This is a genomic window from Streptomyces sp. iso_384 (assembly GCF_056172905.1).
In genome coordinates this window covers 854181-879500 of record NZ_JBWBTT010000001.1, presented here as the reverse complement: position 1 = coordinate 879500, position 25320 = coordinate 854181, and the positions used below count along the sequence as shown (strand labels likewise).

The following is a 25320-nucleotide window of genomic DNA, read 5'->3' as shown; positions in this document are numbered from 1 at the left end:
CAGGTCTGGACCTTCACCGTAGACGCGACTTAAGCTCCAAGCCGTAAAGGGACCCGGGGGACTTGAGTACGCCGTGAGCACACGGTCGGTCGAGGAATCTCACGCACTCGAATGAGCTGTTCAAGCAACAATCGAGCGGCACCCGGACCTCCCTTCCGACAACGCGTGACGATCTCCCCACATCAACTCACGGCTTGACTTCCATCTCACCGAGAGAAAGTCCGTAGCATCATGAAGAAGGCCTTCAAGGTCGCAGCTGTCGCGGTAGGGGCTTTCGCCACTTCCATTTCCCTCTCGACGACCGCCAGCGCCGAAACCGTCTACACGAACGACCAGTGCAGCTCAAGCACCAGATGCTTCGGCCTCATGTACAACAGTCGCCAGAGTGGCGGATTCTTTCGCACGGGATGCTTCCTGACCAATAAGTCGGAGTATTCACACACGGGTTACCAGTATTCCCCCAACGGCTCCGCAGTGGTCACCGTCAGGTACCAGTTCGGAAACAGCGGAATAACCCTCGCCAACGGAAGCGGATGCGACAACAGCGGACTCGGGCAGGGGGTGAAGAACAACTCCGCCGGCGGATCGAACTCTGACAGTCGATCGCATCGCGTCTACTACAACACGTCCTACGCAGGCCCGTACCAGACGATCGAGTCCGGAAACAACGAGAACTTGTCCGCAACCCTGTACAACCAGAACGCAAGCAGCGAGAGGCTGTAGCCATGAAGGTGATTCGTTTTCTCTCGATCTCCTCGATCGCGCTCCTCGCTGTTCCTCTGGTCGGATGTGGCCAGCAGGGGGCACAGGAGGTTTCGGCAGCGTCGTCCGTCACCGGGGCGGCTGACTCACCACGCTCGCCCGGCCCTCTCGTGCAGCGCGAGGGCTGGCCGGCCGGGGCGCCCACCAACGGCCTGGTGAAGGGGATGCGGCTCCCCCTGGAAAAGTTCATGCTCTCGTACGCCGATGAGATGCTGATCCAAGAGGCACGAGACAGGGCCGAAATCTCCTGCATGCAGCGGCTCGGATTCCCCGGGTGGAAGACCGAGGCCATCGGCTCGAACCCGCCACAGAGCAGCAACGCGTCGAACATGCACCGCCGTTACGGCCTGAGCGATGCATCTCAGGCAGCGCAGTACGGCTACCGGGTACCGGGAGACAGCCGGCGTAACGGTGCTCCCGACGTAGCCGATCAGGAAACCCCCGAAGCCGCGGTCGCTCTGACCGGGAAGTCGAGCACGGGCGAGACAAGAAGCCAGCTCAAGGGGAAAGCGCTGCCCGAGGACGGGTGCATGGGCGAGGTGCGGCAGAAGGTCGGAAACTCCAACATGGACCTGGTCGAAGAGCTTTCCATCAAGAGCTTCGAACAGTCGCAGCGGTCTCCGGAAGTCCAAGAGGCGACTGCTCGGTGGTCAACCTGCATGAAGGGGAAGGGCTACTCCGTCGACTCCATCTGGGACACGGGTGAACTCATCGACCCCACGAAGGGCTCCTCCGATGTGGACGAGACCCACCTGGCGGTCTCCGAGGTGGAGTGCAAGGAGCAGACGAATCTGATCGACGTCTGGTTCACGACAGAAAAGACAGTTCAGGAACAACTGATCAAGGTTCACTCCGCCGATCTGCTGCAGGCATCGTCCAAGAACGGGGACGTGATCCAGCTGGCCAGGGCAGAGGTTGAAGCATCTTCCTGAAGTCATCAAGGACATCACCCGAATTCATCAGCAGAGGGATAGAAGAGACATGCGACCAGGCATCCGAAGAATGCTCGCCCACACGGCCGGCCTAGTTCTCCTGACTTCCGGCATCACCCTCGGCACAGTATCGACCGCTTCTGCGGCAAGTGGCTGCCCGGGGTCGCTGGTGGGCACGTACTACCTCAAGCAGACCAACGGAACGGTCATGAGCACCGCGCGCGTCTACTACTCTTCCGCGAACGGTGGAACCAACTGCGTGACCAACACCGCAGGCCTTTATTACGGAAAGGTGACCCAGCTCAGCGCGACAATCGAGCGGAACAACCTCACAGGCCGGAAAACCGATATGGGCGACTATCGGTACTATGCGGGCCCCGTGACGGTGACCGGGACCAACGGAAAGTGCATCAACATTGATGTCTCTGCCTCCAACGGTCCCACGTCCGGGCACACGATCATCTGGCAGAGGGCCTGGTACAGCATTCACTGCGGCTGACGGATTCTGACGCCAGGAGGAGGACCGGGGCGGAAGCAGCTGCGCAGCCGTTCGGTGTAGGGGTCGAGCCCCGGCCCCCGAAACATCAGCCGGCCGCCCACTCCCCCCGCCCCGCCAGGTCCAGCACCAGGGCGGCGATGTTCCACGCGTCGTCGTCGCCCCGGTGGTGGCGGCCCTCCAGCGGGAGGCCGGCCACCTCCAGGGCCTGGGCCATACCGGGGCGGCGGCGCAGCCCGTACGCGGCGGTGAAGGCGGTCTTGGCGTTCGTGTGCCGCTGCCCGAAGGGGTACTCCGTACCCGTCGCCCGGCACTGGCGGGTGAACTGGTTGCGGTCGTAGTCGCCCCAACTGGCCCAGGGCAGCAGTCCCGTACGGTGCTCGGCGGCCAGCACCCGGCAGGCCTCGGCGAACGGCAGGCCGCCGGTCACCTCCGCCTGCGTCAGCCCGGTCAGCTCCGTGCAGAACGGGCTGACCTTCGAGCGCGCGGGCCGGACCAGCAGCCGGTGTTTGGCGAGCCGTTCGCCCGCGCGCAGGTCGACGACGGTGAGACCGATCTCGATGATCTCGCTCACCTGCCCGGGCGGTGGCTGCGCCTCCCAGCAGGTCGCCTCGACGTCGACGACGTTCAGCAGATGTTCGTCCTTCTCCCCCATGTCCATGGGGCGAGCGTAGAAGCGCCGCCGCGCCGGGTCATCCGGGTTTCACGGCCTCTCAGAGGTCGTCCACGTCGACGAGGCCGTCCTGGACGGCCCGGGCCACCAGGCTCGCCTTGGTCCGTGCGGGGCGGCCGACGTTCGCGTACTTGATCCGCACCCGGTCCAGGTACGAGTTGACCGTCCGTACGGAGATGCCGAGGCGCTGCGCGACCAGTTCCTTCGACTCCGACTGGAACCACTCGATGAGCACGTTCTCCTCGCGCGAGGAGAGCTGCGGGCGGTCCGCGCGGGCGTTCGTGCCCAGCGCGCCGGCCAGCGCGGGCGGCATGTAGGGCCGCTCGTCGGCTGCTGCCAGAGTCGCCTCGACCAGGTGCTCCTGGCCCTCGCTCTTGGTGAGGAAGGTCGCGGCTCCGAGGTCCAGGCAGGTGAGCGCGGTCTTCTCGTCGTCCCGCATCGAGTAGACGACCACCTGCCGCCCGGCGTCGACGAGTCTGCGGAGGCTGCTGAAGGCGGGTACGGTCTCGCCCAGTTGCAGATCCAGGACGACCACATCGGCCGTACTGCCCGGGGCGGTCCAGGCCTCCCGTACGGAGGCTCCTGCCGCGACCACGGTGATGGGCCGTGGTGAAGCGCTGTACCACATCTCCACGCCCGAGAGGATGGCCGGATGATCGTCGATGACGACCACGCTGACCGGTGCGTCGTTACTCATGGCAGGACAACTCCCGATGACACCGATCTGCTCCAACTCGATTCTGCCCACATGCTTTCACCGCGTCTGGTTCTTACCACGGACACGCGCGGGTCCGCGGCGCGGCTCTGCGACGGGACAGCCGCCGCCTCCGTGCGGTCGTCCGCGCAGTCGACGCCTACAACGCTCACGCGGACGGCGCCGGGGGTCCATACGACCGTCACGCGCGCGGCCGAGCGGGTACGGCCCAGAGTCACCGCCACCGGGTCGATCAGCTCCCTGCGTACCTCCACGGGCACCTCGCCCGGCCTGCCGCGCACGGCCAGGTTCACCTTCACGCCCTGGTGTTCGGCCACCTCGACGCAGGCCCGCAACTCGTTCAGCAGCGGATCGGCGACAGCGTCGCCTTCCGCGAACAGGCGGCGCATCCGGGCGCCCTCCACGCCGCACCGCAGCCTGACCTCCTCGTCGTGCGGGCTCAGTACACCGTGGCCGAGGCCCACCAGCAGCGGCACCGTCGTCGCCGTCAGCGCGCGGTAGCGCTCCTTGTGGTCGCTCTGCAGGTGCTCGTGGATACGTTCCCGGGTACGCAGTTCCTCCTCCCGCGCGGCCGCCGACCCCGCTGCCGGCGCCGTGTCGCGGAGCAGATGCGTCATCAGGACGCCGATGGCGAGCTGGAGGCCGCAGCTGCCGACCGTGGCGATCCCCAGGACGGCCGCCTCGGCCGCGGTCGGCGCCCCGTGCCAGATCACGGCGGCCGCGTTGATCCCTATGTGCGCCCCGAGGAATGCCGCGTACACCCTGACCCGCAGGTCCGCCAGCAGGAACAACGCATGCCAGCCGACCACTCCGAACGCCCAGTCCGCCGGCCCCGTCGAGTGGCCCGGTGGAAGCGTGTACGCGCTCACCGCCGAGACGGCCAGCACCGAACCCAGGCACCAGCCGCGCACCCCCGGCGGGATCCGCCTGCCGCGCAGCAGACAGGCTCCGCCGGTCACCGCGACGGCGACGAGGCAGACGAAGGCGGCCGTCTGTGCCCACGCGGGGTCGTACACGTCCTGGTGGGCCAGGAGCCGGCGCAGCGAGATGGTGAACTGCCACACCAGGCAGATCAGCAGGGCGACCAGCTGGGCCCCGTAGAGGAGCTGCCCGCGGATGAAGCGGACCGCCGCCGTGTGCTGTGCCGGGGTACGGGGCGGGCACGGCAGTCCCGTGTCCTGCCCTCCTCCGTCCTCTGCCTGTGGCGCCCGGTCCCGGTCGTGCCAGCGCCACCGCACGCGGGTTCCGGCGCCCGGACGCGAGGTGATGGAAGCGGTGCCTTCGACCGCGCGCATCCTGCCGATGATGGAGCCGGAGATGCCCCGGCGCCGTACCGGAACCGATTCCGGGTCGAACCCCTCTCCCGCGTCGCACAGTTCGACGACGACGCCGTCGCTCTCCTCTCTCCACGCTCTGAGTTCCGCCTCCCGCACCCCGGCGTGGCGTGACACATTGGTGACGGCTTCCCGGACGCCGTTGAATATCGCGAGCCCCGGTCCGGACGGAATCGCGAGCGGGCCCTCGATGTGCGTCGTGAGCCGCACCCTGGCCTGCCCCTCCCCTTCGGGCACACAGCTCAGAAGCGCCGCGAGGTCGACGCTCCCCGTCTCGAACCCGGGCATGGCGGACAGCGCCTCCAGGTCCTGCCTGGCACGTGGCGGAAGCCACGACCAGTCCCGGCTGTCGCCCTGCGAGACCATCAGCAGCGTCGCGCTGGCCGTGTCGTGCAAGGTCGCCAGGTACTCGCGCTCGGTCGCCCGCCGCGCGGTGGCGACTTCGGCCTCCCGGCGCAGGGCCGCCCTCACCGCGGCCGACCGGTCGGCCGCCCTGGCCCGCGCCCGGACGATGAGATAGCCCGCCCTCGACAGACCCACCTGGATCAGCATGCGCACCAGGGGCACCACATCGGGACCGTGCGCGGGCGAGGAGAGGACGTCACCCAGCACACAGGCGACGCCCCCCGCCACGGCCAGGGCGGCCCCGGCCACCGGACGCGTCGCCCACTCGAACTGGAACGCGATGACGCTGATGCCGACGGCCACCTCCGCCATCGCGTTGGCGCCCTCACCGCCGAGGACCGGCTGAGCGAGCCCCAACAGCGTGACCACCGCCGCGTCCAGCGTCCAGATCAGGGCGAGCGGGAGCGGACGGCGCAGCGCCCGAAGACGCACACCGGAGGCGAGGACAGCCGGTGCCAGCAGCGCCAGCGCCCGGGGCACATCCGACGCATCAGCCCAGACGAGGCCCAGCGCACCGCACAGAAGGACCACGGCGGACCTGAGCCACACCCCGTACCGCTCGACGGTCCGGTTCACCAGGCGCTCGCTGTTTCCCACGTGACCCCCGCGCCGCATGAGGGCGAGGTTAGTTGACCGGCGGACGAGCGGCACCGGATGTGGGGCGAACGACCGGCACACCCCGCGACCGGGCCGGGCTAGCGTGCCCGACGAGAGCCACACGCAAAGACGCGAAGACGGGGAACATTCCATGCAGAGAACTCAGAGGCGGTTCACGCTGCTTCTCGCCGCGGCACTGTCAGCTGTCCTCACCATGCTCGCCGTCGCACCGGCCGGCGCGGCGGGCAAGCCGTCCCGGTCGAACAGCGCGAACACCCGGGTCATCTTCGTCCACGGGCACGCCCCCTTCGGCAAGCACGACTGCACCAAGACGTTCAAGGACGCCCGCAAGCACTTCACGAACAAGAAGTGGAAGGGGAACCTGCTCACCTTCGGCTACTACACGAAGAACAAGAAGTGCTCGGCCAACGTCTCCGGCAGCCGCGAGACGCCCATCAAGGACGTGGCCAAGAAGTTCGCGAACTACGTCTCCAGGAACTACACGGAGAAGGGCATCAAGGTCGACGTCGTAGCCCACTCCATGGGCGGCCTCGTCGTCCGCGCCGCACTGCACTACACCCACAAGCGTGCCGCGGGCTTCCCGAAGAAGCTCTACATCGAGGACGTCGTCACGCTGGGCACCCCGCACGCCGGAATCACCAAGAGCAGGGCGACGCTCTGCGGAAAGGCCCGGCAGTGCACGGACATGAAGCCGGGTAGCAGCTTCCTCAAGGCGCTCGGGAGCAAGATGCCGAGCACCACCAAGAACGGCAACATGAGCACCGACTGGACCACGGTCTCCTCGTACAACGACGGAACCGTCTCCGAGTCCTCCGGCATCGCCGGCACCGCGGACCACGAAGTCCAGTACAAGGCCGGAATCAACCACGGCGAACTCATCACCACCACCACCGGTTCGCACAACGGCAGGATCAAGTACTCCACGAAGTGGACCAAGTTCCACAAGCGCGTCTCGCCCGTGGAACAGGCACGCCTGGCGGTCTACTGGCACGCCACGACCTGATATCCGCACATCCAGCTGCCCGCTGAGGCGCGGGCAACGTAAAGGTGCGGTCGCCCGGCAAGGGCGGCCGCACCTTTCACGTGGCTTACATGACTCACATGGCTTACGTGTCTTACATGTCTTAGGTCCAGGCGGCAGCCGCGCGCCTCGCCAGCACCCGAGCACGCACCGAAGAGCCGTCCAAGGCCGACTGAACCCTAGCCAGGTTTGATAGTGGCGAGCTGCGCGAGTAGTAGGACCAGCCGGTAGGCGTCGCCGAAGTCGGCGGCGGTGAAGGTGACTGTCCGGCCATCTTCACCGCGTGAGACCCCCGGCGCGAGTGTCGCCAGATCGACCATGAACGGCGCGTAGAGGTCGACTTCGACGTCGAGCGGTCCGGCGAGGGTAAGCGGTGGAACCTGGGCGCGCCGCGTGATGGCTTCGGCGGCCGCATGGCGCAGCCGCTCTCGCGCTTCTTCGGGATGCAGGGCGATGGCAGCGCCCTGACCAAGGGCTTGTTTGACCGCAACGGTGACTGCGGACGGGAGCAGATCCTGCAGTTCGGCGCAGGCGCTGTCGTCGCCGCTGAGCAGCACGACCGGTACGTCCAGATGTCCGGCCATGGCGGCGTTGAGGCCGATCTCCCCCATGGAACGTCCGGCCACGCGCACGTCGAGGATGCCGTCGTTCATCGTGTGTGCCAGTACGGCCGGTCCGCCGCCGGCGCGGGCGTGGTGCCGACGAGCAGGACCGCGTCGGTCTGTTCGTCGAGTCCGCCGAGCATGCCCAGAGGCGGGCCGGCGAGGTCTTCCGCCGTACGTTCGGCCACGCCCCGGGCTCGCACCCGGCAGGGTGAGCCCACCACCCGGAACCCGCTCGCATGCATACTGCACCGACCGCTAGCGTGCAGCCATGAGCACACCCGAACCCACCGAAACCGCTTCCGCAGCCCCGGCCGCCCCCGTCTCCCACGCCCACCCCCGGTTCGCCGAGGCGCTGGCCGAACTGGGCCTCCAGGTCGAGGTGCGCCGCTTCCCCGACGCGACCAGGACCGCAGTCGAGGCCGCGGCGGCGATCGGCTGCGAGCTGAGCGAGATCGTCAAGTCGCTGGTCTTCACGGCGGACGGCGTACCGGTACTGGTCCTGATGGACGGGTCGTCCCGGGTGGACGTCGAGCTGGTACGCCGCGAACTCGGCGCGCAGAAGGTCAAGCGGGCGGACGCGGACCTGGTCCGGGAGACGACGGGTTACGCGATCGGAGGCGTACCCCCGTTCGGCCACGCGACCAGGACCCGCGTCCTGGCCGACCGACGCCTCCTCGACCACTCCATGGTGTGGGCGGCCGCAGGTACCCCGCACACGGTGTTCCCGCTCGACCCGAAAACGCTGATCGCCCACGCGGGCGCAACGGTTGCGGATGTGCGCGAGCCCGCCAAGTGACCCCGCTGGTCGCCCTCGCGGTGCTCATAGCCGCGATCACGCACGCCAGTTGGAACGCCATCGCCCACGCGATCAAGGATCAGTTGCTCTCCTTCACGCTGATCTCCGGCGGCGGACTGCTGATCGGTGCGGTGATGGCACTGTTCGCCCCGTTCCCGGCGGCGGCCGCCTGGCCGTACCTCCTGGTCTCGGCCGCGCTGCACGTGGCGTACATGATGCTGCTGATGCGCTCGTTCACGCTGGGCGACTTCGGCCAGATGTACCCGATCGCCCGGGGCACGGCCCCGCTGGTGGTGACGGTCCTGGCGGCGGTGTTCGTCGGCGAGCGCCCGGACGGCTGGGCGACGGCGGGCGTGGCGGTGGCCTCGGCCGGACTGGTCGGGCTGGCGCTGTGGGGCATCCGGGGTTCCGGGAAGCGCCCGCACTGGCCGGCGATCGTGGCGGCCCTCGGCACGGGCCTGGCCATCGCGGGTTACACGACGGTGGACGGCGTCGGCGTCCGAGCCTCCGGCACCCCGCTGGGTTACGTCGCATGGCTGATGGTGCTGGAGGGCCTGGCGATCCCGGCGTACGCGTACTACCGCCGCCGCGCCGAACTGCTGCCGCAGCTACGGCCGTTCGCGGCACGCGGCCTGCTCGGCGCGGCCCTCTCGGTGGTCGCGTACGGGCTGGTGCTCTGGGCTCAGACGCGAGCCCCGCTGGCCCCGATCGCGGCACTCCGCGAGTCGTCGATCATCGTGGGCGCGGCGATCGGCACGCTGTTCTTCAAGGAGCGCTTCGGGGCTCCGAGGATCGCGGCGGCGGGGCTGATGGTGGTGGGCATCGGGCTGATGCTGCACACGAGTTGAGGCCTATCTCTCAACCCGGCACAGCTCTGGATGGATCAGCAGGGCATGATCGGGCAGATGGGAAGTCCGCGCTTTACAGAACTGTTCGAACAAGGGCGAGAGGCGTTTCTGTCCGGGGAGGTCCCACGTCAGGAACCACCCCTGGAGGGCGGAGGGCGCTGGGGGCTCACCGTGGCCCTGCGGCCGGAATCTGCAATCGCGCGACGAATGGAACGCGTTACCGCGGAGGCCATGGCTGTGGCTGGAGACTCGCACTGGCCCACCGGTGCCGAGGTCTCCTCGCACTTCACCATCCGCACGCTGGAGCTTTACCGTCCGACCGTTCCCAAGGATGACGAGCGGGTCCTGCGGTATCAGGCGGCCCTGCGCCAGGCGTCCGCCCGGGCGGGAACCATCAGGCTGGAGCTGACCGGGCTGACGCTCGCTCCCGCGAGCGTCATGCTGTGCGCTTCTCCGTCGGACGAGGCCATCGAACGGTTCGCCGGGTACCTGGCGGAGGAGCTGGCAGGTGACGGCTGGTTCGAGGCCGGGTTCACCCGCGATATCTGGTACTCGAACTTGGTTCACTTCACCGGGCTGCCCGAGAATTCCCAGGCGCTTGTCGAGTGGGTGGCCGCCCGCCGGAGCCTGGACCTGGGGGCGAGCGTGCACACCTTCGCAGATCTGGTCTCTTGGACGTTCAATGGTCGGCACATGGAGCCTGCGACTCTGGCGAGAGCAAAGCTGAGAGGGCCCGCCGGCTGATCATCGCTCGCGCCGCCCTCCGGCTCAAGCGCCTGCGACGTACGAGACGAAGCCGTACCACGCGGCAGGGGCGACGGCGAGGCGGGGGCCCCGCGCGTTCTTGGAGTCGCGTACGTGGACGGCGTCGGGCGCGGCCGCGACCTCGACGCACTCGCTGCCGTTACTGCTGTCGCTGTAGCTGCTCTTGAACCAGCGCAGCCCGGCTGCGCCCTCAGCAAGCGGCTTGCCCATCATGTCTCTCCCAGCACGTGCTCGATGAAGGCCGTCGATTCCCGAGGGGTGAGGGCCTGGGCCCGGATCATGCCACACCGCAGATCAAGGATTCGGACCTGCTTCGGATCCGAGACCGGCCGCCCGCCGAACGCCCCCTCGGACCTCCCGACCGCCGTGCCGTCCTTGAACTTCAGCACCTGGATCTCCCCATCGATTCCTGCGTGCTCTTCCAGGCCCATCGGCATCACCTGCACCGTAACGTTGCGCAACTCACCAACCGCCAGCAGGTGTTCGAGCTGTCGGCGCAACACCATCCTGCCTCCGAGCGGACGCCGGAGCACCACCTCTTCCAGGACGAATCCGAGCGTCGGGGCGGGCGACCGCTCGAAGATGGCCTGCCGAGCCATACGCGCGGCCACTCCACGCTCGATCTCCTCCTGCGGGTAGGAGGGCTGGCGCATCGAGAACAGCGCTCGCGCGTACTCGACCGTCTGCAACAGACCGTGGACACTGCTGTTGCCGTAGGCCAGCACCTCCACCGCCGCGGCCTCCAGCTTCGCCAGCTCCCGGATCTTCTTCGGATACCGCACCTCCGCGATGTCCGCCTTCATCGCCGCGAGCTTGCCACCCGCCCCCACCGCCACGTCCACGCCGTCCATGAACTCCGGGCGCGGGATGCGCCGCCCGCCCTCGACCTTGTAGATGAGGTCCTCGCCGTACCCCATCACGGAGCCCAGCTCGGCCGCCCGCAAACCCGCGGCCTCGCGCCACGCCCTGATCTGGCGACCCACGGCAGCGACCACCGCCGCCCCCGACTCGTCGTCCGGGTCGACATCCCAGCCGGGCTCGTCCGCCCCGCCGCCCCCGTGTCCCGTACCGTCGCCAACCACGCTCATGCGAGCCCCACTTCCGACGTGCGTGCCGTTCTCGTCCCAACCGCTTCCGTTCCCCGCACGTCACTGCCGACAGCCCGGACAACACCGGACAAGGCTCGGACATCGACCGTACGCAAGGGCTCTTCCTCTGGGCACGGTACGCAGGCGCGGCCACGCTGAGTGACATGAACCAAGAAGTCATCCGCACCGAACACACGCCCACCGAGCGTGCGTTCACCGTCCTGCTGTCCCCCACCCGCCGAGGCGCCCGGCTCGCCCGGTTGCTCACCGCTGCCCATCTCGGAGCCTGGGGGCTCCCGTCGGAGGCAGAGGCAGCGGCGCACATTGTCGCCGAGTTGGCGGCCAACGCCACCGTCCACGGCCGCGTGAAAGGCCGGGACTTCCAACTCGCCCTCGCCGTCAGCGCAAACAGACTGCGGATCGAGGTCACGGACACCCGCGGCGACAGCGTTCCGCCCGGCCCTGGGGCCGTAAAGCCGCCCGAGGACGACGCGGAGACCGGGCGCGGCCTGCTCATCGTCGAGGCGCTGGCCGACCACTGGGGCGTGACGCCCGGCCCCGTTCCCCGCAAGACGGTGTGGGCGGAAATCGACCTCGTACGGTAGCCGCCGTCACCGCGTCGCGCTCCGCCGCGATCCGGTGCGGCCCTCGTAAGCCCCACCGGATCTCGCGCCGGCGCGACCCACTGCGGCGCGACATCAACTACTAAAGAACCAAGAGAAAGAACCCCACCCGACCCCACCCCCGGTGGCCACCTGACGGACCCCAGGGGCTTTCGGGCCTCCGTCACTCACACGGGTGACATATCCCAACTCGGCTCGCTTATCGCCCGGTTGCCCGGCATATGCTCACGCCAGACCACATCCCGCACATACGTCGGCCCCCGACCGGGACTGCAATCCCAACCGAGGGCCTGACCACCTAGGAAGAAATCACCTTCCCGATGGATACCCAGCAGAATACTGCCCTCACCCGCGCCCTGGCGGAGGTTCCCGGACCTCTTCCCACCTCCGGCGTCATCCACATCACCATTCCGCACACCGACCGCTTCACCGTCGTCGGCAATCACCTCGCCCAGCACCCCGACCTCAGCTGCACCGCCGTCGGGATCGCCGTACGGATCCAGTCCCTGCCCCAAGGGACCGAGGTCGGCATCAAGGCTCTCGCCGCCCGCTGCAAGGAAGGCCAGAAGCGCATCGCCGCCGCCCTGCGCGAGCTCGAAGCCCACGGCTACCTGGAACGCTTCCGCGACCGACTGCCCGGCAAGAAGGTCATCACCCGCACCGTCTTCTGCAACCAGCCCGCCGCGCTGGTGCACCCCCGTCGCCCGGCAGCGGAGGCACACCCTCGACCCGCCGCGTCGGCACCCGTACGCGTACCAGCGGTCATCTCCGTACAAGCCCCCGCGGCGGAGGCGACCCCCGTGGCCCCGCCCGGACCGCTGCCGCCGACCACGCCGTCAGCCCCGCTCTTCGTGCCGCGCGTACCGCCCCCGACCGCGCCCAAGGCGTCTCGTAGGCCTCTCCCACAGCCCGGCGAGCTCACCCCGGAGCTCGGCCGCGCAGCCACCGCGCTCCTCGGCGATCTGCACCGCCACGCACCCCAGTTCGCCCTGTCCGAGGCCGACGTCCACCGGCTGGTTCCCGGAGTGGCGGCCTGGCTCGAACGCGCAGCCCGCCCGGACACCATCCGCCGTGCCCTCACCGACGACCCGCCGTACCCCCTCAAGCACCCGGCCAAGCTGCTCGCGCACCGGCTCACCGAGCTGCTCCCGCCCACGCCTCCCGGCGTCGACGACCTCGCGGCGCTGGCTCGCCCCCGCGTCACCCTCACGCCCTTCCAGACCTGCGACGACTGCGACCGGGCCTTCCGCTCCCCCACTGCCGGCCGCTGCCGGGATTGCCGGGAGACCCGCGCGGAACACACCCGAGTAGCCGCCTGAGCGGTCGCGGGCCGACAGGTCGAACCCCGGATCGCCGGCGAGCGGCTCGTGGTCGATGGCGAGCCACGGCTCACGCTGCGCCGCAAGAGCGTTGCCGTGGTGGAGATCCCCGTGCAGCAACCGGTCTCCGGGGTCGTCGGCCAGTTCGGCGACGGCGGACGCCGAGCCCCGCAGGAGTCGACGGTCGGCCGGGTCGGTCAGCTGAGCGATCGGCTGCGGGGCCTGCTCCAGCATCGCTGCGGCGACGTCACCGAGGCCGCGCAGTCCCTGCGGCGCGGGGACCGCGACCAGCCGCGCGTGCGGTCCGGCGAGGATGCCCGTCGCCACGTCGTCATCGTCGACGGAGGCCAGGGTGCGGGCTCCGTCCAGCCGTTCCAGAAGCTTGCTGCTGCTCGCGGGGTCGTGATCGAGCAGCCGGACCGGAGCGCTCCATCCCGCCGCAGCTGCCGGCGTTCCAGTATGTCCGTTGCTGGAGAGGGCAGTTCGGCGAGCCAGGCTCTCCCTTCCTCGCTGGAGCTCGTGGCGTACCTGAACGATCTGACGAACCCATGCGGTCGCGGCCCGAACGTGCAGCAGAGCACCGGACAGACGAGTCACCCGCGCATACGGCCTGACGCGGGCGAGGCGACCATCGCTTTGAGGATGCGTTGCAGCTCAACGCGGTCCTGGGGGGTGACCCTCGCCAACCTGCGGTCGTACTCCGCCGCGAGAGCCGCAAGTGCTCGATTGCGTGCATGCGTGCCCTCAGCGGTCAGTACGAGCCGATGACGCCGCAAGTCCGCCTCGTCGATCTCGCGGCGGACAAACCCCTTGGCGACGAGGTTGCGAACGTAGACCGTCACGCTCGCCTTGGGCAGCAGCAGCGCAGTCGCGATCTCAGCCGGGTACGGCGATGCCTCCACCTCGGCCAGGACGAAGAACTCCTTCGTCTCCAACCCCAGCTCGGCCAGCTCCCCCGTGCAGGCATCCATCACAACGCCCAGCAGCCGCTGGTTCAGCGTCCACAGCTGCGCCCCGTCGACCGACATCGACCCTCCATCCATGTAGTACAGTTTCGTATTAGCTTCAGAACGTACAAGATATTGTTTTGTACTGGATTTCTATGGAACAACAATGTCACGAAGGAAGCCAGGCATGCTTCAGCACCTCACGATCCCGCGCGGTCCCATCAACCTCGCCGCGGACCTCCACCTGCCCGACAACGCCGACAGCAGCGCACCGCTGCGCGCCGTGGTGCTCTCCACCCCGGGCAGCAGCGTGAAAGAGCAGGTCGGCGCCAACTACGCCTCCCGCCTCGCCGCCCGCGGCATCGCGGCGCTCGTCTTCGACCCCGCCCATCAGGGCCGGAGCGGAGGCGAGCCCCGCGACCTCGAAGACCCCTACCGCCGAGGTGAGGACATCTCCTACGCCATCGACGTGCTCACCACGACCCCCGGCATCGACCCGCAGCGCATCGGCGTCCTCGGCATCTGCGCCGGTGGCGGCTACGCCGTGCACACCGCCCGCACGGACCACCGCATCAAAGCGGTCGGCACGGTCGTCCCCGTCGACATCGGCGCCTCGTTCCGCGGCTTCCAGCCCGACGGCCCGGCCGCAGCACTCGACGCCCTCGCGGACACACGTACCGAAGAGGCCCGCTCGGGCGAGACGACCCGCGTGAACTGGCTGCCCGACACCCTCGAGGACGCCACGGCAGCGGGCCTGACCGACATCGACACCACGCAGGCCGTCACCTACTACCGCACCGAGCGCGGCGGTAGCGAACACTCCACGAACCGGCGCCTCTTGCGCAGCGACTCCCTCCTGCTGGGCTACGACGCGTTCCACCTGGCCGATCAGCTCATGACCCAGCCACTCCAGGTCATCCTCGCCGGGCGCATCGGCAACACCGGCTCCTACGACACCGGCATGCAGCTGTGGAAGCTGGCCCCCAACCCCGTCGACCTCATGGTGATCGACGGCGCCGGCCACTACGAGATGTACGACGAACCCGAATACGTCGACGCTGCCGTCGAACGACTCACCAGCTTCTGTGCGAACAACCTGTAAGGCATCCGAACCGGTGAACCTTCCCGGTCAGAGCACTACCCGGCCGGCCGTCGCGTGCCAGTCGCGGCGGAGGAGGCCGAAGACCCAGGAGTCGGAGACGTCACCGTTGACGACGCAGTCCTCGCGGAGTGTTCCTTCGCGCACGAAGCCGAGCTTCCCCAGGACCCGGGCGGACGCCACGTTGCGGGTGTCGGTCTCGGCCTGGACGCGGTTCAGGTCCAGGGCGTCGAACGCCCACCGCAGGACGGCGTGCGCGGTCTCCGTGGCGTAACCGTTGCCCCATGCGGCGGCGTCGAAGACATAGCCCAGGGACGCGCTGCGGAAATCCGAGTTCCAGCTGGTCAGGCCGCACCAGCCGAGGAACGAGCCGTCGGAGACGCGTTCGACGGCCACCCGCGCTCCCGAGCCTTCCTCCTCGATCCTCCGGCAGGTCGCGAGGAAGCGCTGGGCACGGGCCGGATCGGTCCACGGCGGGGAGTCCCAGTACCGCAGTACGTGGGCGCTGCTCTGCAGCGCGTAGAGCGCTTCCGCGTCGGCGTCGGTGAACGGCCGCAGTCGCAGGCGCTCGGTGTGCAACTCGGGGGTGGGCAGCGTCATGCGGAGCATCCTGCCGAGTGACACCCGCCCCCGCCATCCGTTTATCGGCGGTGTCGCTCCGCGGGCATCGCGGACGGCCACCCCCACCAACAGCCGGATCTCCGCGCCGCGACTACCATCCCGGCCCATGACCACCACGACCAGCGCCCAGCCCGGCGGAGACGCGTACGTCATCGACACCGATCCGGACCGCGTCGACATCGGCCTCGTACACCACTGGCTCTCCACCGACGCCTTCTGGGCGCTCGGCCGCAGCCGGGACCTCGTCGAGCGGTCCCTGCGCGGTTCGCTCAACTTCGGTGTGTACGACGGCGGAGGGACGCAGGTCGCCTATGCCCGGGTCGTCACGGACCATGCCACCTTCGCCTGGCTCTGCGACGTCTACGTGGACCCCGCGCACCGTGGCCGGGGCCTCGGCGTACGTCTGGCGACCGCCGTGCGCGACCACCTCGCCCCGTACGAACTCAAGCGGACCCTCCTCGCCACGCTCGACGCCCACGAGCTGTACGCCAAGGTCGGGTTCGTCCCCGTGTCCGACCCCACGATGCTGATGATCCTGAGCCCGACGACCTGACCGGCCCTTACTCCGTGACACCGCGCCCGGCGGCGGAAGCCGCCCCGGCGACCGTCCACAGGGCCATGCCCCACAGGCAGAGAGCGGAGACGAGGCCCACGGTCAGGCGTACGGCGCTGTCCGGGCCGTCCGCCAGCCATATGGCCAGGCCCGACAGTCCGGCAGCGACCAGCAGCGCCGCGGGCACCCGGAGCCGGGGCTGCTCGAACACCGCGGCAAGCGGGAGGAAGTGCGCTCCGACCACCAGCGCGACCAGCGGGGGAATCAGCACCGGCACCCCGGCGCGCGAGCACACCACCGCGATGGCGACGATCAGCAGCCACTGGAGACCGTTGATCCGGTTGAACCGCCGTCGCCGATCGGCGGGGAACGGCCCTCCAGCCGACGCGGGAAGGAAACGGCGCGCGGCGAGCATCAGTCCCACCGTGACCGCACAGCCGGCCACCACCGCGACCAGCCGGACCGTGCCGCTGAACGCGCTCGTGGCCAGCAGCCACCAGCCGAGGCCGAACAACGCGAAGAACCCCACCCCTGACTTGAACATGATCGGGAGCCTAGGTGAGGAACCGGCCATTCCACCCGGGCTTTCCCGCGCCTGTCACACCGGCCTCGCCACGGGGCGCTCCTCTTCGCGGTCATGCTGACCGAGCGCCAGGGCGAGCGTCTCCCGGACTGGCTCGCCGCCGTCCGGCAGGACGATCTGCCCCGTCTCCATACCCTTGCTGCCGGCGTCGACCGCGACCGCGATGCCGTCATCGCCGGTCTCACCCTGCCCTGGAGCTCGGGCGCGGTCGAAAGCCATGTCAACCGCATCACCATGATCAAGCGGCAGATGTACGGACGCGCCGCCTCGAACCTTCCGCGCAAGCGGGTACTGCTTGCCACCTGAGCGCACTGTCAGTGGCCAGTGCGACGATCCTCAGACGGCTGCGCGAGGAGAGACATGGGCACGTGGGACGAGGGAGCCGGGTTGTGCTGACCACTACGCACCCGCCGTAGGTACCTCTGGAAAGCCCGGAGGGCCTTACGGAGGCTCCCTGATGTCCCGAACTGTCCGTACGACTCCCAGCCGGCTCCGCCGCCGAGAGGGCGCGTCGGAGTCCACGTTCCTGTATGACCTGCGCTACGCGAACGCTGAACTGGCCCAAGCAGCCCGTGAAGGCCGTCGCCCTGCCCCGGCGAAGACGCTGCGCCGGATGACCTCTTGGCAGTGGATGGTGCTGTACTGCAGGAAGGGCTCGTTCACCGGCGAGATCGCGTCAGCTGAGGGCCGCGCCCGGCTCCAGGGGCGACTCGAGGCCCAGCGGATCCGCGCGCTGCACCGAGCTGGCCACGACCTTGACGACGCGGATATACCGCCGGTCCGCCACCGCCATGGTGTGCTCTGGAACGCCTGGTAGAGGCAGAGCAGCCGGACTGACCGGTACTCACGAGCGCAGGAAGCACGTACTTCACCAGGAGCACCTCGATGCTGCCCTGGCAAGTACCCCAGCGCTGTCGAAAGCCGAGGCGACGCCTGGTCGTCAACCACTACCACCGCTTTCCCCACGGCCGGATGCTCCCGGGAGCATCCGGCCTCTCGGCCTCACGTTCTGGTGAGACGCGGTCTACCCTTGTTGGGGTGCCGCCCCTCGCTGTTACTGCTTCTTCGCACTCATCGGCTTCTGCCGCCATCGTCTACGCGGCGCTCGTGCATGCGGAGTCCTGGCCGCTGTGGTCCGCCCACGCCGACGTCGAGTGGGATGTGCCCGCGGGAATCGACCGACCGGCACGCGTGGGTGACCGGCGTACCATCCGTACCCTCACCGGACGTGTGCACTGCCATGAGCGCGTCGTGGAGATGGTTCCCGACCAGCGGTTCAGCTACGAACAGGCCTCGGGGCTGTTCACATCTCATCGCGGATCCGTGGGCCTTGCCCGATCCCCCCGTGGCGGCACCGACATCACCTGGTCAGCGACCTACCGGCGCACCCTCCCCGGCCTGGAGACGCTCAGGAGGCAGCGTCTGCAGGTCTGGGTCCACGACCTCGCGTCCTATGCCAACTCGATCGTGCGCCGTAGCTCCTAGGGTCGCAGCACGGGTTCACGATCAACGGCCGAGTACGCACACCGCCACTAGGCGAGGAAAACCGCCACCGCTTTCACCCAGCCGCTCCACTCCCGGCCGTCCGAGCCGTCTCGAAGGGCCACGCTGCACGTAATCGATGCGGCGTCACCATTCAGCTTGAGGTCAATCTTCAGATCCCCGTACTGAAACTGATTTTTGTTGGTGTAGTAGAGATCGAATCCCGAAAGAACAGCAAATCCGTTCTGTACATTCTTTTCCGGATCCAAGGCGAGCGTCTGAGTCCTCGCGGTGCCTTTTTCTGCCGGAAATTTGAAATACACTTCCTCGAAGCCGGAATTTCCATACCAGGCCACGCTGACCTCCGCTGATATTTCCGTCGATGGTGGCGCCACACTATCCACGAACCCGATGTTCCCCCCGAACTTCGGCGAAGAGCCGCACGGAATCACCCCAACAGTGCAAAATTGGTGGGGTGCTGAACTTCAATGGTGCGGTCGCGGCCGGCCGGCGCGGAGGGCGTGAGTGCCCATGCCCCTCGGATACCAGGGGAAACAAGCCGAAGCCTCGACGCCGGGTTTCCGGTGATCATCGAGTGTCGAGTTCGCTGATCACCACAACGGAAGACCCTGCCTGCTGTGCAAGGATCACCCACCCTTGCCGGACCGGGCCAACTCTCGGACTGTGATCCGGCCTGCCCCGACTGGAGGAAGCATAATTCTTCCAGGAGCCGTTGCTGTAGTTGATGTTCTCGTGCCCATTCATCCCGAGAATGGTCTCACCACGAAGTCTGGACGCGTTCGGCTCGGTAGGACCGAAGCATGCTCTGGTGAAACCAGGACCGAGGGTCGACTTCCTCGCGTGCCCCGGCAGGCTCACCGGATGAGATGACGTCCTACCGCAGCTCCACCACCACCTCCCCGTCCTCCTCCGCCCCCGTCGGCCGGAAGCCGAGCGCGGTGTACAGGTGGGCGGCGGCCTCGTTCTCCGGGGCGTAGGAGAGGCGTACGGCGGTGCTGTCCTCGCGGGCGGAGAGCCAGGCCGCCAGGGTGCGCACGGCGGCTCCGCCGATGCCGGTGCCCTGGTGGGCGGCGTCGATCAGCACGCCGCCGATCCAGTACGAGCCGTCCTCCTCGTCCCGGGCCCACATGATGTGGCCGGTCACCTGGTCGCCGGCCAGGACCGCCAGCGAGGTCCAGGTGTCCTCGCGGCTGCTCAGCACCAGGTAGCGGGCGGCCAGGGCCGGGACCCAGTCGCGCTGGTCGTCGTGGGGTGCGCTGTCGGCGACCGCCCGCCAGTTGTCCGCGTCCACCGCGCGCAGGGTGACGGGGCGGCCGGTCTTGTCGGTGTGTCCGTGGTTCATCATCCGCGCAGGGTAGGTCCCCCTCGCGGTAGCCGACCACGGAATTACGGCTGCGCCATCGCCTGCCGGAAGCCGGTGTTCACCGCGAGGATCCCGCCGTCCACGCGCAGCGTCGTTCCGGTGATCCAGGCCGCGTCGGTGGAGGCGAGGAAGGCGACGGCGGACGCGATGTCCTCGGGGGTGCCGATCCGGCCGAGCGGGTAGAGCGCCGCTGCCCGGGCCAACTCCGCGTCGCGGCCCGCCCAGGCGTCGGTGCGGATCGTGCCGGGGGCGACCAGGTTGACGCGTACACCGCGCGGTCCCGCGTGGCCCGCGAGCGTACGGGTCAGGCTGGTGAGGCCCGCCTTGGCGGCGCTGTACGCGTGGCCGCCGAAGTCCTGTTCGCCGTTGACCGAGCCGATGGTGACGATCGCGCCCCGGCCCGAGGCGACCAGATGCGGCAGGGCGGCGCGGGCGCAGCGGAACGGGCCGGAGAGGGTGATGTCCAGGTCGCGTTCCCAGCCCTCGTCCGTCTCGTCCTCGAAGAGCCTGGCGTCGTCGCTCGCCGCGTAGGCGTTGTTGACCAGGACGTCCAGGCCGCCGAAGGTCTCGACCGCGTACGCCACCGCCGCCTCCACCGCCGCCCGGTCGGCCACATCGCAGACGAGGGATGCGGCGCTGCCACCCGCCTCGCGGATCGCCGCCGCCGTGTGGGCGGCGCGCTTGGCGTCCAGGTCGGTGACGAGGACGGAGGCCCCTTCCGCCGCCAGACGGCGGGCCGTTGCCGCGCCTATGCCCTGGCCGGCGGCGGTGATCAGGACGCTGTAGCCGTCGAACCGGGCTGATGTCCGCTCGTGTCTCATAGCGCCGACCGTACTGCCCTGACCAGGGCCTGGGCACGGGGGTCGGCGGTGACTCCCTTCTGGAGGCCGTTGGTCACATAGCCGAGCGCGATGCCCGATTCCGGGTCGGCGAAGCCGAGGGAGCCGCCGCGTCCCGGGTGGCCGAAGGAGCCGGGGCCCAGCAGCGGGGAGGCCGGTCCGTGCAGCATGTAGCCGAGGCCGAACCGGGTGTTGACGACCAGGACGCGGTCCGGGCCCGCCGACTCCTCGGTGCGGGCCAGGGTGAGCGTGGCGGGGGCGAACAGCCGGCGGTGGCCGTCGACCGGGCCGATCATCGCGGCGTAGCAGCGGGCCAGGCCCCGGGCGGTCGCGATGCCGCCCGACGCGGGGAGTTCGGCCGCGCGGTAGGCGGGGTCGTTCTCGTCGGGGAACGGGTCGATCGCGGCGAACGCCCGGCGGGTGAGCGAGTCCGGGTCGCGGTAGGCCTCGACCACGGAGCGCTTGGGGCGTACGCGCAGGGCGCCGGACGAGGCGGCTGCGGCCGGGGGCTCGACCGGGCCGATGCGGCCGATGCGATGGGCCTCGTCGGCGGGGAGCCCGAACCAGAAGTCGAGGCCGAGCGGGCGGGCGATCTCCTCGGCGACCCAGCGGCCGATGGTACGGCCGGTGGCGCGGCGGACCAGTTCGCCGATCAGCCAGCTGTAGGTCTGGGCGTGGTAGCCGTGGTCGGTGCCGGGCTCCCACTGCGGGCGCTGGGCGGCGACGGCGGCGGGCCCGGAGACCCCGTCGGCGGCCTCGGCGGGGGTGAGGGCGGTGTCCAGGGCGGGCACCCCGGCCCGGTGGGCGAGGAGGTCGCGGACGAGGACGCGTTCCTTGCCGTTCGTCCTGAACTCCGGCCAGTAGGTGGAGACCGGGGCGTCCAGGTCGACCTGTCCGCGCTGGTGGAGGAGGAGCGGGACGGCGGCGGCGATGCCCTTGCCGGCCGAGCGGACGATCTGGACGGTGTCGACGGCCCACGGTTCGGTGCCGTCGACGTCTCTCGTACCGGCCCACAGGTCGACGACCTTGCGCCCGTGGCGGTAGACGGCGACGGCCGCGCCGCGTTCCCCGCGCTGCTCGAAGTTGCGGACGAACGCGTCCGCGACCGGTTCGAATCCGGGCGCCACCGTGCCCCGTACGTCCACGGCGCCGGCCAGGGCCCCGGACGCTTTCTCTGCCTCGGCCGCGTCCGTACCCGCTCCCACGTCCCTGCCCGCTCCCGCGTGCGGTTCCGGTTCCGCTTCCGCGCCCGTCGTGCTCACTCCCGCGCTCCCGCTCATCCCCCCATGGTGCACGCCCCGGCGGGGTGTTCGCGGAGCGGGTCGCCGTGACCACCGCACTGTCACGATCTGTTTACGGCGATGGAACGGCGACCGAACGCGGGTCGAAGCCGAACGGCAGCTCCAGCCGGTGGGAGCGCATCAGCTGCTCGTCGCAGAGGAGGTCCTGCGTGCGGTCGTCGGCGGCGATGACGCCCTCGCTGAGGATGACGGCACGCGGGCAGAGCTCCAGGGCGTACGGCAGGTCGTGGGTGACCATCAGCACGGTGACGTCCAAGGAGCGCAGGATGTCGGCCAGTTCGCGGCGGGAGGCCGGGTCCAGGTTGGACGAGGGTTCGTCCAGGACGAGGATCTCCGGCTCCATCGCGAGGACGGTGGCCACGGCGACGCGGCGGCGCTGCCCGAAGGAGAGGTGGTGCGGCGGCCGGGCGGCGAACTCCGCCATGCCGACCTGTTTCAGGGCGCGCAGCACCCGCTCCTCCAGCTCCGGGCCGCGCAGCCCGGCGGAGGCCGGCCCGAAGGCGACGTCCTCGCGGACGGTGGGCATGAACAGCTGGTCGTCGGGGTCCTGGAAGACGATGCCGACCCGGCGGCGGATCTCGGCCAGATTCCTTTTGGCGACCGGGAGTCCGGCGACGCGCACCGTGCCCGAGCCGGCGTCGAGGATGCCGTTGAGGTGCAGGACGAGGGTGGTCTTGCCCGCTCCGTTGGGGCCGAGGAGCGCGACGCGTTCGCCGCGTCCGACGGTCAGGTTCACCCCGAAGAGGGCCTGGTGGCCGTCGGGGTAGGCGTAGGCGAGGCCGCTGACTTCGAGCGACGGGGCAGTCGGCGGGGTGTCCGGCGAGGCGTCTTCCATGGCAGGGGTCACAGGGTCCATCCCAACAGACAGATCGCGAGCGCGAGTACGGGGAGCGTCGCCGCGTACGCCCATTGGGTCCGGTCCGCCGTCACCTCGTCGATCACCGGCATCGTGCCCGTGTATCCCCGGCTCACCATGGCGAGGTGGACGCGTTCGCCGCGTTCGTAGGAGCGGATGAACAGAGCGCCCGCCGAGGCCGCGAGCACCCGCCACTGCCGTACGCCGCGCGCCTCGAAGCCACGGGAGCGGCGGGCGATCGCCATGCGCCGCATCTCGTCGGTGACGACGTCCCCGTACCGGATCATGAACGAGGCGATCTGGACGAGCAGCGGCGGCAGTTTGAGGCGCTGGAGGCCGAGCAGGACGGCGCGCAGTTCGGTGGTGGAGGCCAGGAGCACCGAGGCGGCGACGCCGAGGGTGGCCTTGGCCAGCACGTTCCAGGCGCCCCAGAGGCCGGGGACGCTGACGGTGAGGCCGAGCACGGTCGTCTGCTCGCCCGGCACCACGAACGGCATGAGCAGGGCGAACGCGACGAACGGCACCTCGACGACGAACCGCTTCAGCAGGAAGCCTGCGGGTATGCGGGCCACCGCGGCGACGGCGGCGAGCAGCGCCGCGTACAGCCCGAAGGCCCACATCGCCTCGCGCGGGGTGGAGACGACCACGAGCACGAAGCAGAAGACGGCGGCGAGTTTGCAGTGCGGCGGCAGGTCGTGGACCGGCGAGTGTCCCTGCCGGTAGAGCTTGTGGGCGTGGCCCGCACCCATGTCAGCTGTTCTCGTGCTCTCGGGAAGCGGCGGCGTTCTCGCGGGAGACGCCGGCGCTCCCGTCCTCGCGGCGGCGCACCACCCAGAACACCCCGGTGCCGACGACGACGGTCGCGCTGACGCCGATCACCCCGGCGAGGCCGCCGGAGAGCCGGGCGTCGGCGATGTCGCCGACGCCGTAGTCGGCGAGCGGGGAGTCGGCCGCGCCGTGCTCCTCGGCCTTCTCGTCGATGCCCTGGTCGGCGGCGACCTTCTCCAGGCCGTCCGGGTTGGCGGAGGCGTAGAAGGAGACGACCCCGGCGAGCAGGAACGCGGAGACCAGGCCGGTGATCGAGAACCCGCGGTCGGAGCGGGCGGCGGCGGGCTCGGGCTCGCGGGTGGCGGCCGGGGCGTCGACCAGTTCGCCGTCGATCCGGAGCTTGAGGGGGGCGGCGAGTCCGCTGACGCCGTGCACGAGGTCGGGGCGCACGGCCAGGACCGCGCCCACGGTCAGCGCGGTGATGACCGCCTCGCCGATGCCGATCAGGACGTGTACGCCGACCATGGCGGTGAGGACCTTGCCGATCGGGATGTCGGTGGTGCCGCCGATCCCGTAGAGGAGCGTGAAGGCGGCGGCCGCGGCCGGTACGGAGACCAGGGCGGCGACGAAGGCGGAGGCGGTGACCGACCGCCGGGTGCGCGGGAGCACGCCGGTCAGCAGCCGGAACAGGCCGTACGCGACGACGACGGTGACGACGCCCATGACGGTGATGTTGACGCCGAGGGCGGTGAGGCCGCCGTCGGCGAAGAAGATGCCCTGCATCAGCAGCACCACCGCGACGCAGAGCACCCCGGTGTACGGCCCGACGAGGATCGCGGCCAGCGCCCCTCCCATCAGGTGCCCGCTGGTACCGGCGGCCACCGGGAAGTTGAGCATCTGCACGGCGAAGATGAAGGCGGCGACGAGCCCGGCGAGCGGGGCGGTGCGCTCGTCCAGCTCGCGGCGGGCGCCGCGCAGGCTGACGGCCACCGCGCCGGCGGCCACCACCCCGGCGGCCACGGAGACAGGTGCATCGATGAATCCATCGGGTACATGCATGGGAGGCTCCGCTTCCTGCGGGGTCCACGCGGTCTCCGCGCCCGTGCGGACGCGGTCCTGCGGGGCGGGGTCATGAACCCGTCAATAATAGTGCCCTCCTGCGAACCATGCGCAAGAGCAGCAGCCCAGCACCTGGGCCGCGTGAGCCCTCGGGCTCACGCGCTGTCACGTGAGCACACGCTCACCGCGCCGCTTCCGCAAAATATGGGACATTAGAGGGCAGAGCTACATATATAGGAGGAGCCGGCCTATGTCCCCTGTCGTCGAAGTACATGCTCGGGCCCGGCTCATCACCGATGGCCCCCTGACCCGTCCGGTCCCCGTGGACCTGCGCTACGACCCGGCCGACGAACGGCGAACCGTCCACATCGGGCTGCCCGACGGCGTCGACTGGGCGTTCGGCCTCGACCTCCTGGAACGCGGCCTGCGCACCCCGATCGAGCGCGGCGCCGTCCGCGTCTGGCCGTGCGGCCGTACGCAGCTGATCGTGGAACTGCACTCGACCGACGGCGTCGAGGTGTTCCAGTTCGAGATCCGGACGCTGATGCGCTTCCTCGCCCGCGCCCGCGCGCAGGCGTCGGCCGCACCGAAGGACGGCGGCCGGGAGCCGCAGCCGCCGTCACGTACGACCACCACCAACCGCCCGGAGGCAGGCGCGCAGCCGGCCCGCGGCTGATTGGCACAACCGAAGTCCGCACGCACCAAGGAAGAACAGCGTCAGGACAAGCGTCGGAACAACGGAAAGCCCCCGTGCCGTCTCGGCACGGGGGCTTTCGCTGTGCCCCGGCCCCCGTCCCCACAGGTAACCGGCGCTTCCGGGGCCGCGCT

29 protein-coding genes and 3 pseudogenes are annotated in these 25320 nt (G+C 69.5%); 15 read left to right on the top strand and 17 right to left on the bottom strand.

From position 1 onward, the window contains the following. The first annotated feature begins 231 nt into the window (after positions 1-231). The 3 genes from AC0VY3_RS04010 to AC0VY3_RS04000 all read left to right on the top strand — a co-directional run bounded on the left by AC0VY3_RS04010 (position 232) and on the right by AC0VY3_RS04000 (position 2193). Positions 232-723 carry a hypothetical protein gene (locus AC0VY3_RS04010; RefSeq protein ID WP_146065925.1) on the top strand — a complete coding sequence of 164 codons (492 nt, stop codon included), beginning with the start codon at positions 232-234 and terminating at the stop codon, positions 721-723. A 2-nt stretch (positions 724-725) separates the two neighbouring features. Continuing rightward, positions 726-1694, top strand: coding sequence for a hypothetical protein (locus AC0VY3_RS04005; RefSeq protein ID WP_475548947.1), 969 nt, complete (start codon positions 726-728; stop codon positions 1692-1694). Between the two features lie 70 nt (positions 1695-1764). After that, positions 1765-2193 carry a hypothetical protein gene (locus AC0VY3_RS04000; protein WP_103511348.1) on the top strand — a complete coding sequence of 143 codons (429 nt, stop codon included), beginning with the start codon at positions 1765-1767 and terminating at the stop codon, positions 2191-2193. Positions 2194-2278: 85 nt separating this feature from the next. Here the strand turns inward: AC0VY3_RS04000 and AC0VY3_RS03995 are convergent, their stop codons facing one another. From AC0VY3_RS03995 to AC0VY3_RS03985, 3 genes are read right to left on the bottom strand one after another with little or no spacing between them, the layout of a single operon-like run. Then, positions 2279-2851 carry a 3'-5' exonuclease gene (locus tag AC0VY3_RS03995; RefSeq protein ID WP_103511347.1) on the bottom strand — a complete coding sequence of 191 codons (573 nt, stop codon included), beginning with the start codon at positions 2849-2851 and terminating at the stop codon, positions 2279-2281. A gap of 52 nt (positions 2852-2903) precedes the next feature. Then, entirely contained in the window at positions 2904-3560 is a 657-nt protein-coding gene (locus AC0VY3_RS03990) for a response regulator (protein WP_170994675.1), read from the bottom strand. Next, entirely contained in the window at positions 3557-5932 is a 2376-nt protein-coding gene (locus AC0VY3_RS03985) for a sensor histidine kinase (RefSeq protein WP_475548946.1), read from the bottom strand. Before AC0VY3_RS03985 ends, AC0VY3_RS03990 begins: the two co-directional genes overlap by 4 nt. A 133-nt stretch (positions 5933-6065) precedes the next feature. On the opposite strand from AC0VY3_RS03985, the gene AC0VY3_RS03980 reads away from it, so the two are divergent. After that, positions 6066-6938: an esterase/lipase family protein gene (locus tag AC0VY3_RS03980; protein WP_475548945.1), complete on the top strand. Its 873-nt coding sequence runs from the start codon at positions 6066-6068 to the stop codon at positions 6936-6938. A gap of 197 nt (positions 6939-7135) precedes the next feature. Here the strand turns inward: AC0VY3_RS03980 and AC0VY3_RS03975 are convergent. Further along, positions 7136-7710: pseudogene (locus AC0VY3_RS03975) on the bottom strand (M55 family metallopeptidase); the annotation flags it as partial. Positions 7711-7829: 119 nt separating this feature from the next. On the opposite strand from AC0VY3_RS03975, the gene AC0VY3_RS03970 reads away from it, so the two are divergent. From AC0VY3_RS03970 to AC0VY3_RS03960, 3 genes are read left to right on the top strand one after another with little or no spacing between them, the layout of a single operon-like run. Continuing rightward, positions 7830-8357: a YbaK/EbsC family protein gene (locus tag AC0VY3_RS03970; protein ID WP_103511344.1), complete on the top strand. Its 528-nt coding sequence runs from the start codon at positions 7830-7832 to the stop codon at positions 8355-8357. Next, positions 8354-9205, top strand: a complete 852-nt coding sequence (locus tag AC0VY3_RS03965) for a DMT family transporter (protein ID WP_103511343.1) — start codon at positions 8354-8356, stop codon at positions 9203-9205. Before AC0VY3_RS03970 ends, AC0VY3_RS03965 begins: the two co-directional genes overlap by 4 nt. A gap of 30 nt (positions 9206-9235) precedes the next feature. Continuing rightward, positions 9236-9949 (top strand): hypothetical protein, encoded by a 714-nt coding sequence (locus tag AC0VY3_RS03960; protein WP_258047316.1) that lies wholly within the window; start codon positions 9236-9238, stop codon positions 9947-9949. A 24-nt stretch (positions 9950-9973) separates the two neighbouring features. Here AC0VY3_RS03960 and AC0VY3_RS03955 read toward each other — a convergent pair whose 3' ends face one another. Together AC0VY3_RS03955 and AC0VY3_RS03950 are read right to left on the bottom strand one after the other, a co-directional pair. Next, positions 9974-10183 carry a DUF397 domain-containing protein gene (locus AC0VY3_RS03955; protein ID WP_103511342.1) on the bottom strand — a complete coding sequence of 70 codons (210 nt, stop codon included), beginning with the start codon at positions 10181-10183 and terminating at the stop codon, positions 9974-9976. Then, complete coding sequence (locus AC0VY3_RS03950; protein WP_475548944.1) at positions 10180-11058, bottom strand: helix-turn-helix domain-containing protein; 879 nt, start codon at positions 11056-11058, stop codon at positions 10180-10182. The genes AC0VY3_RS03955 and AC0VY3_RS03950 overlap by 4 nt, the downstream gene beginning before the upstream one ends. A gap of 164 nt (positions 11059-11222) precedes the next feature. Between AC0VY3_RS03950 and AC0VY3_RS03945 the strand changes: the two genes are divergently transcribed. Then, the gene (locus AC0VY3_RS03945) at positions 11223-11663 is read left to right on the top strand and encodes an ATP-binding protein (RefSeq protein WP_475548943.1); all 441 of its coding nucleotides are present in this window, start codon (positions 11223-11225) and stop codon (positions 11661-11663) included. A 338-nt stretch (positions 11664-12001) separates the two neighbouring features. Beyond that, on the top strand, positions 12002-13000 hold the full coding sequence (locus AC0VY3_RS03940) for a hypothetical protein (RefSeq protein ID WP_475548942.1): 999 nt from the start codon (positions 12002-12004) through the stop codon (positions 12998-13000). A gap of 15 nt (positions 13001-13015) precedes the next feature. Here the strand turns inward: AC0VY3_RS03940 and AC0VY3_RS03935 are convergent. Further along, positions 13016-13581 (bottom strand): annotated as a pseudogene (locus tag AC0VY3_RS03935) (aminoglycoside phosphotransferase family protein); the annotation flags it as partial. A gap of 12 nt (positions 13582-13593) precedes the next feature. Continuing rightward, complete coding sequence (locus AC0VY3_RS03930; RefSeq protein WP_475548941.1) at positions 13594-14028, bottom strand: MarR family winged helix-turn-helix transcriptional regulator; 435 nt, start codon at positions 14026-14028, stop codon at positions 13594-13596. 106 nt (positions 14029-14134) lie between these two features. Here AC0VY3_RS03930 and AC0VY3_RS03925 point away from each other — a divergent pair, with 106 nt between their 5' ends. Continuing rightward, complete coding sequence (locus AC0VY3_RS03925; protein ID WP_475548940.1) at positions 14135-15049, top strand: alpha/beta hydrolase; 915 nt, start codon at positions 14135-14137, stop codon at positions 15047-15049. A gap of 27 nt (positions 15050-15076) precedes the next feature. On the opposite strand, the gene AC0VY3_RS03920 is transcribed toward AC0VY3_RS03925, so the two are convergent. Continuing rightward, positions 15077-15646, bottom strand: coding sequence for a GNAT family N-acetyltransferase (locus tag AC0VY3_RS03920; protein ID WP_475548939.1), 570 nt, complete (start codon positions 15644-15646; stop codon positions 15077-15079). A gap of 127 nt (positions 15647-15773) precedes the next feature. Here AC0VY3_RS03920 and AC0VY3_RS03915 point away from each other — a divergent pair, with 127 nt between their 5' ends. Further along, entirely contained in the window at positions 15774-16220 is a 447-nt protein-coding gene (locus AC0VY3_RS03915) for a GNAT family N-acetyltransferase (protein ID WP_475548938.1), read from the top strand. Between the two features lie 7 nt (positions 16221-16227). Here AC0VY3_RS03915 and AC0VY3_RS03910 read toward each other — a convergent pair whose 3' ends face one another. Next, on the bottom strand, positions 16228-16764 hold the full coding sequence (locus AC0VY3_RS03910; RefSeq protein ID WP_475548937.1) for a hypothetical protein: 537 nt from the start codon (positions 16762-16764) through the stop codon (positions 16228-16230). A gap of 84 nt (positions 16765-16848) precedes the next feature. Here AC0VY3_RS03910 and AC0VY3_RS03905 point away from each other — a divergent pair. The 3 genes and pseudogenes from AC0VY3_RS03905 to AC0VY3_RS03895 all read left to right on the top strand — a co-directional run. Next, positions 16849-17109: pseudogene (locus AC0VY3_RS03905) on the top strand (transposase); the annotation flags it as partial. A 151-nt stretch (positions 17110-17260) separates the two neighbouring features. Continuing rightward, positions 17261-17620: a hypothetical protein gene (locus tag AC0VY3_RS03900; protein ID WP_103511333.1), complete on the top strand. Its 360-nt coding sequence runs from the start codon at positions 17261-17263 to the stop codon at positions 17618-17620. A 221-nt stretch (positions 17621-17841) separates the two neighbouring features. Next, positions 17842-18288 (top strand): SRPBCC family protein, encoded by a 447-nt coding sequence (locus AC0VY3_RS03895; RefSeq protein WP_475548936.1) that lies wholly within the window; start codon positions 17842-17844, stop codon positions 18286-18288. A gap of 47 nt (positions 18289-18335) precedes the next feature. Here the strand turns inward: AC0VY3_RS03895 and AC0VY3_RS03890 are convergent, their stop codons facing one another. From AC0VY3_RS03890 to AC0VY3_RS03860, 7 genes are all read right to left on the bottom strand, one after another. Next, complete coding sequence (locus tag AC0VY3_RS03890; protein ID WP_242742506.1) at positions 18336-18689, bottom strand: hypothetical protein; 354 nt, start codon at positions 18687-18689, stop codon at positions 18336-18338. A gap of 491 nt (positions 18690-19180) precedes the next feature. Beyond that, complete coding sequence (locus AC0VY3_RS03885) at positions 19181-19651, bottom strand: GNAT family N-acetyltransferase (protein WP_242742507.1); 471 nt, start codon at positions 19649-19651, stop codon at positions 19181-19183. A gap of 41 nt (positions 19652-19692) precedes the next feature. Continuing rightward, on the bottom strand, positions 19693-20490 hold the full coding sequence (locus AC0VY3_RS03880) for an SDR family NAD(P)-dependent oxidoreductase (protein WP_103511330.1): 798 nt from the start codon (positions 20488-20490) through the stop codon (positions 19693-19695). Then, on the bottom strand, positions 20487-21653 hold the full coding sequence (locus AC0VY3_RS03875) for a serine hydrolase domain-containing protein (protein WP_103511361.1): 1167 nt from the start codon (positions 21651-21653) through the stop codon (positions 20487-20489). The genes AC0VY3_RS03880 and AC0VY3_RS03875 overlap by 4 nt, the downstream gene beginning before the upstream one ends. Positions 21654-21861: 208 nt before the next feature. Then, complete coding sequence (locus AC0VY3_RS03870; protein ID WP_475551634.1) at positions 21862-22644, bottom strand: energy-coupling factor ABC transporter ATP-binding protein; 783 nt, start codon at positions 22642-22644, stop codon at positions 21862-21864. Between the two features lie 8 nt (positions 22645-22652). After that, positions 22653-23414, bottom strand: a complete 762-nt coding sequence (gene cbiQ / locus AC0VY3_RS03865; RefSeq protein ID WP_103511328.1) for a cobalt ECF transporter T component CbiQ — start codon at positions 23412-23414, stop codon at positions 22653-22655. Position 23415: 1 nt separating this feature from the next. Then, positions 23416-24492, bottom strand: a complete 1077-nt coding sequence (locus AC0VY3_RS03860; RefSeq protein WP_475548935.1) for an energy-coupling factor ABC transporter permease — start codon at positions 24490-24492, stop codon at positions 23416-23418. A gap of 250 nt (positions 24493-24742) precedes the next feature. Between AC0VY3_RS03860 and AC0VY3_RS03855 the strand changes: the two genes are divergently transcribed. After that, on the top strand, positions 24743-25168 hold the full coding sequence (locus tag AC0VY3_RS03855) for an SsgA family sporulation/cell division regulator (protein ID WP_242742508.1): 426 nt from the start codon (positions 24743-24745) through the stop codon (positions 25166-25168). Positions 25169-25320: the final 152 nt, after the last annotated feature.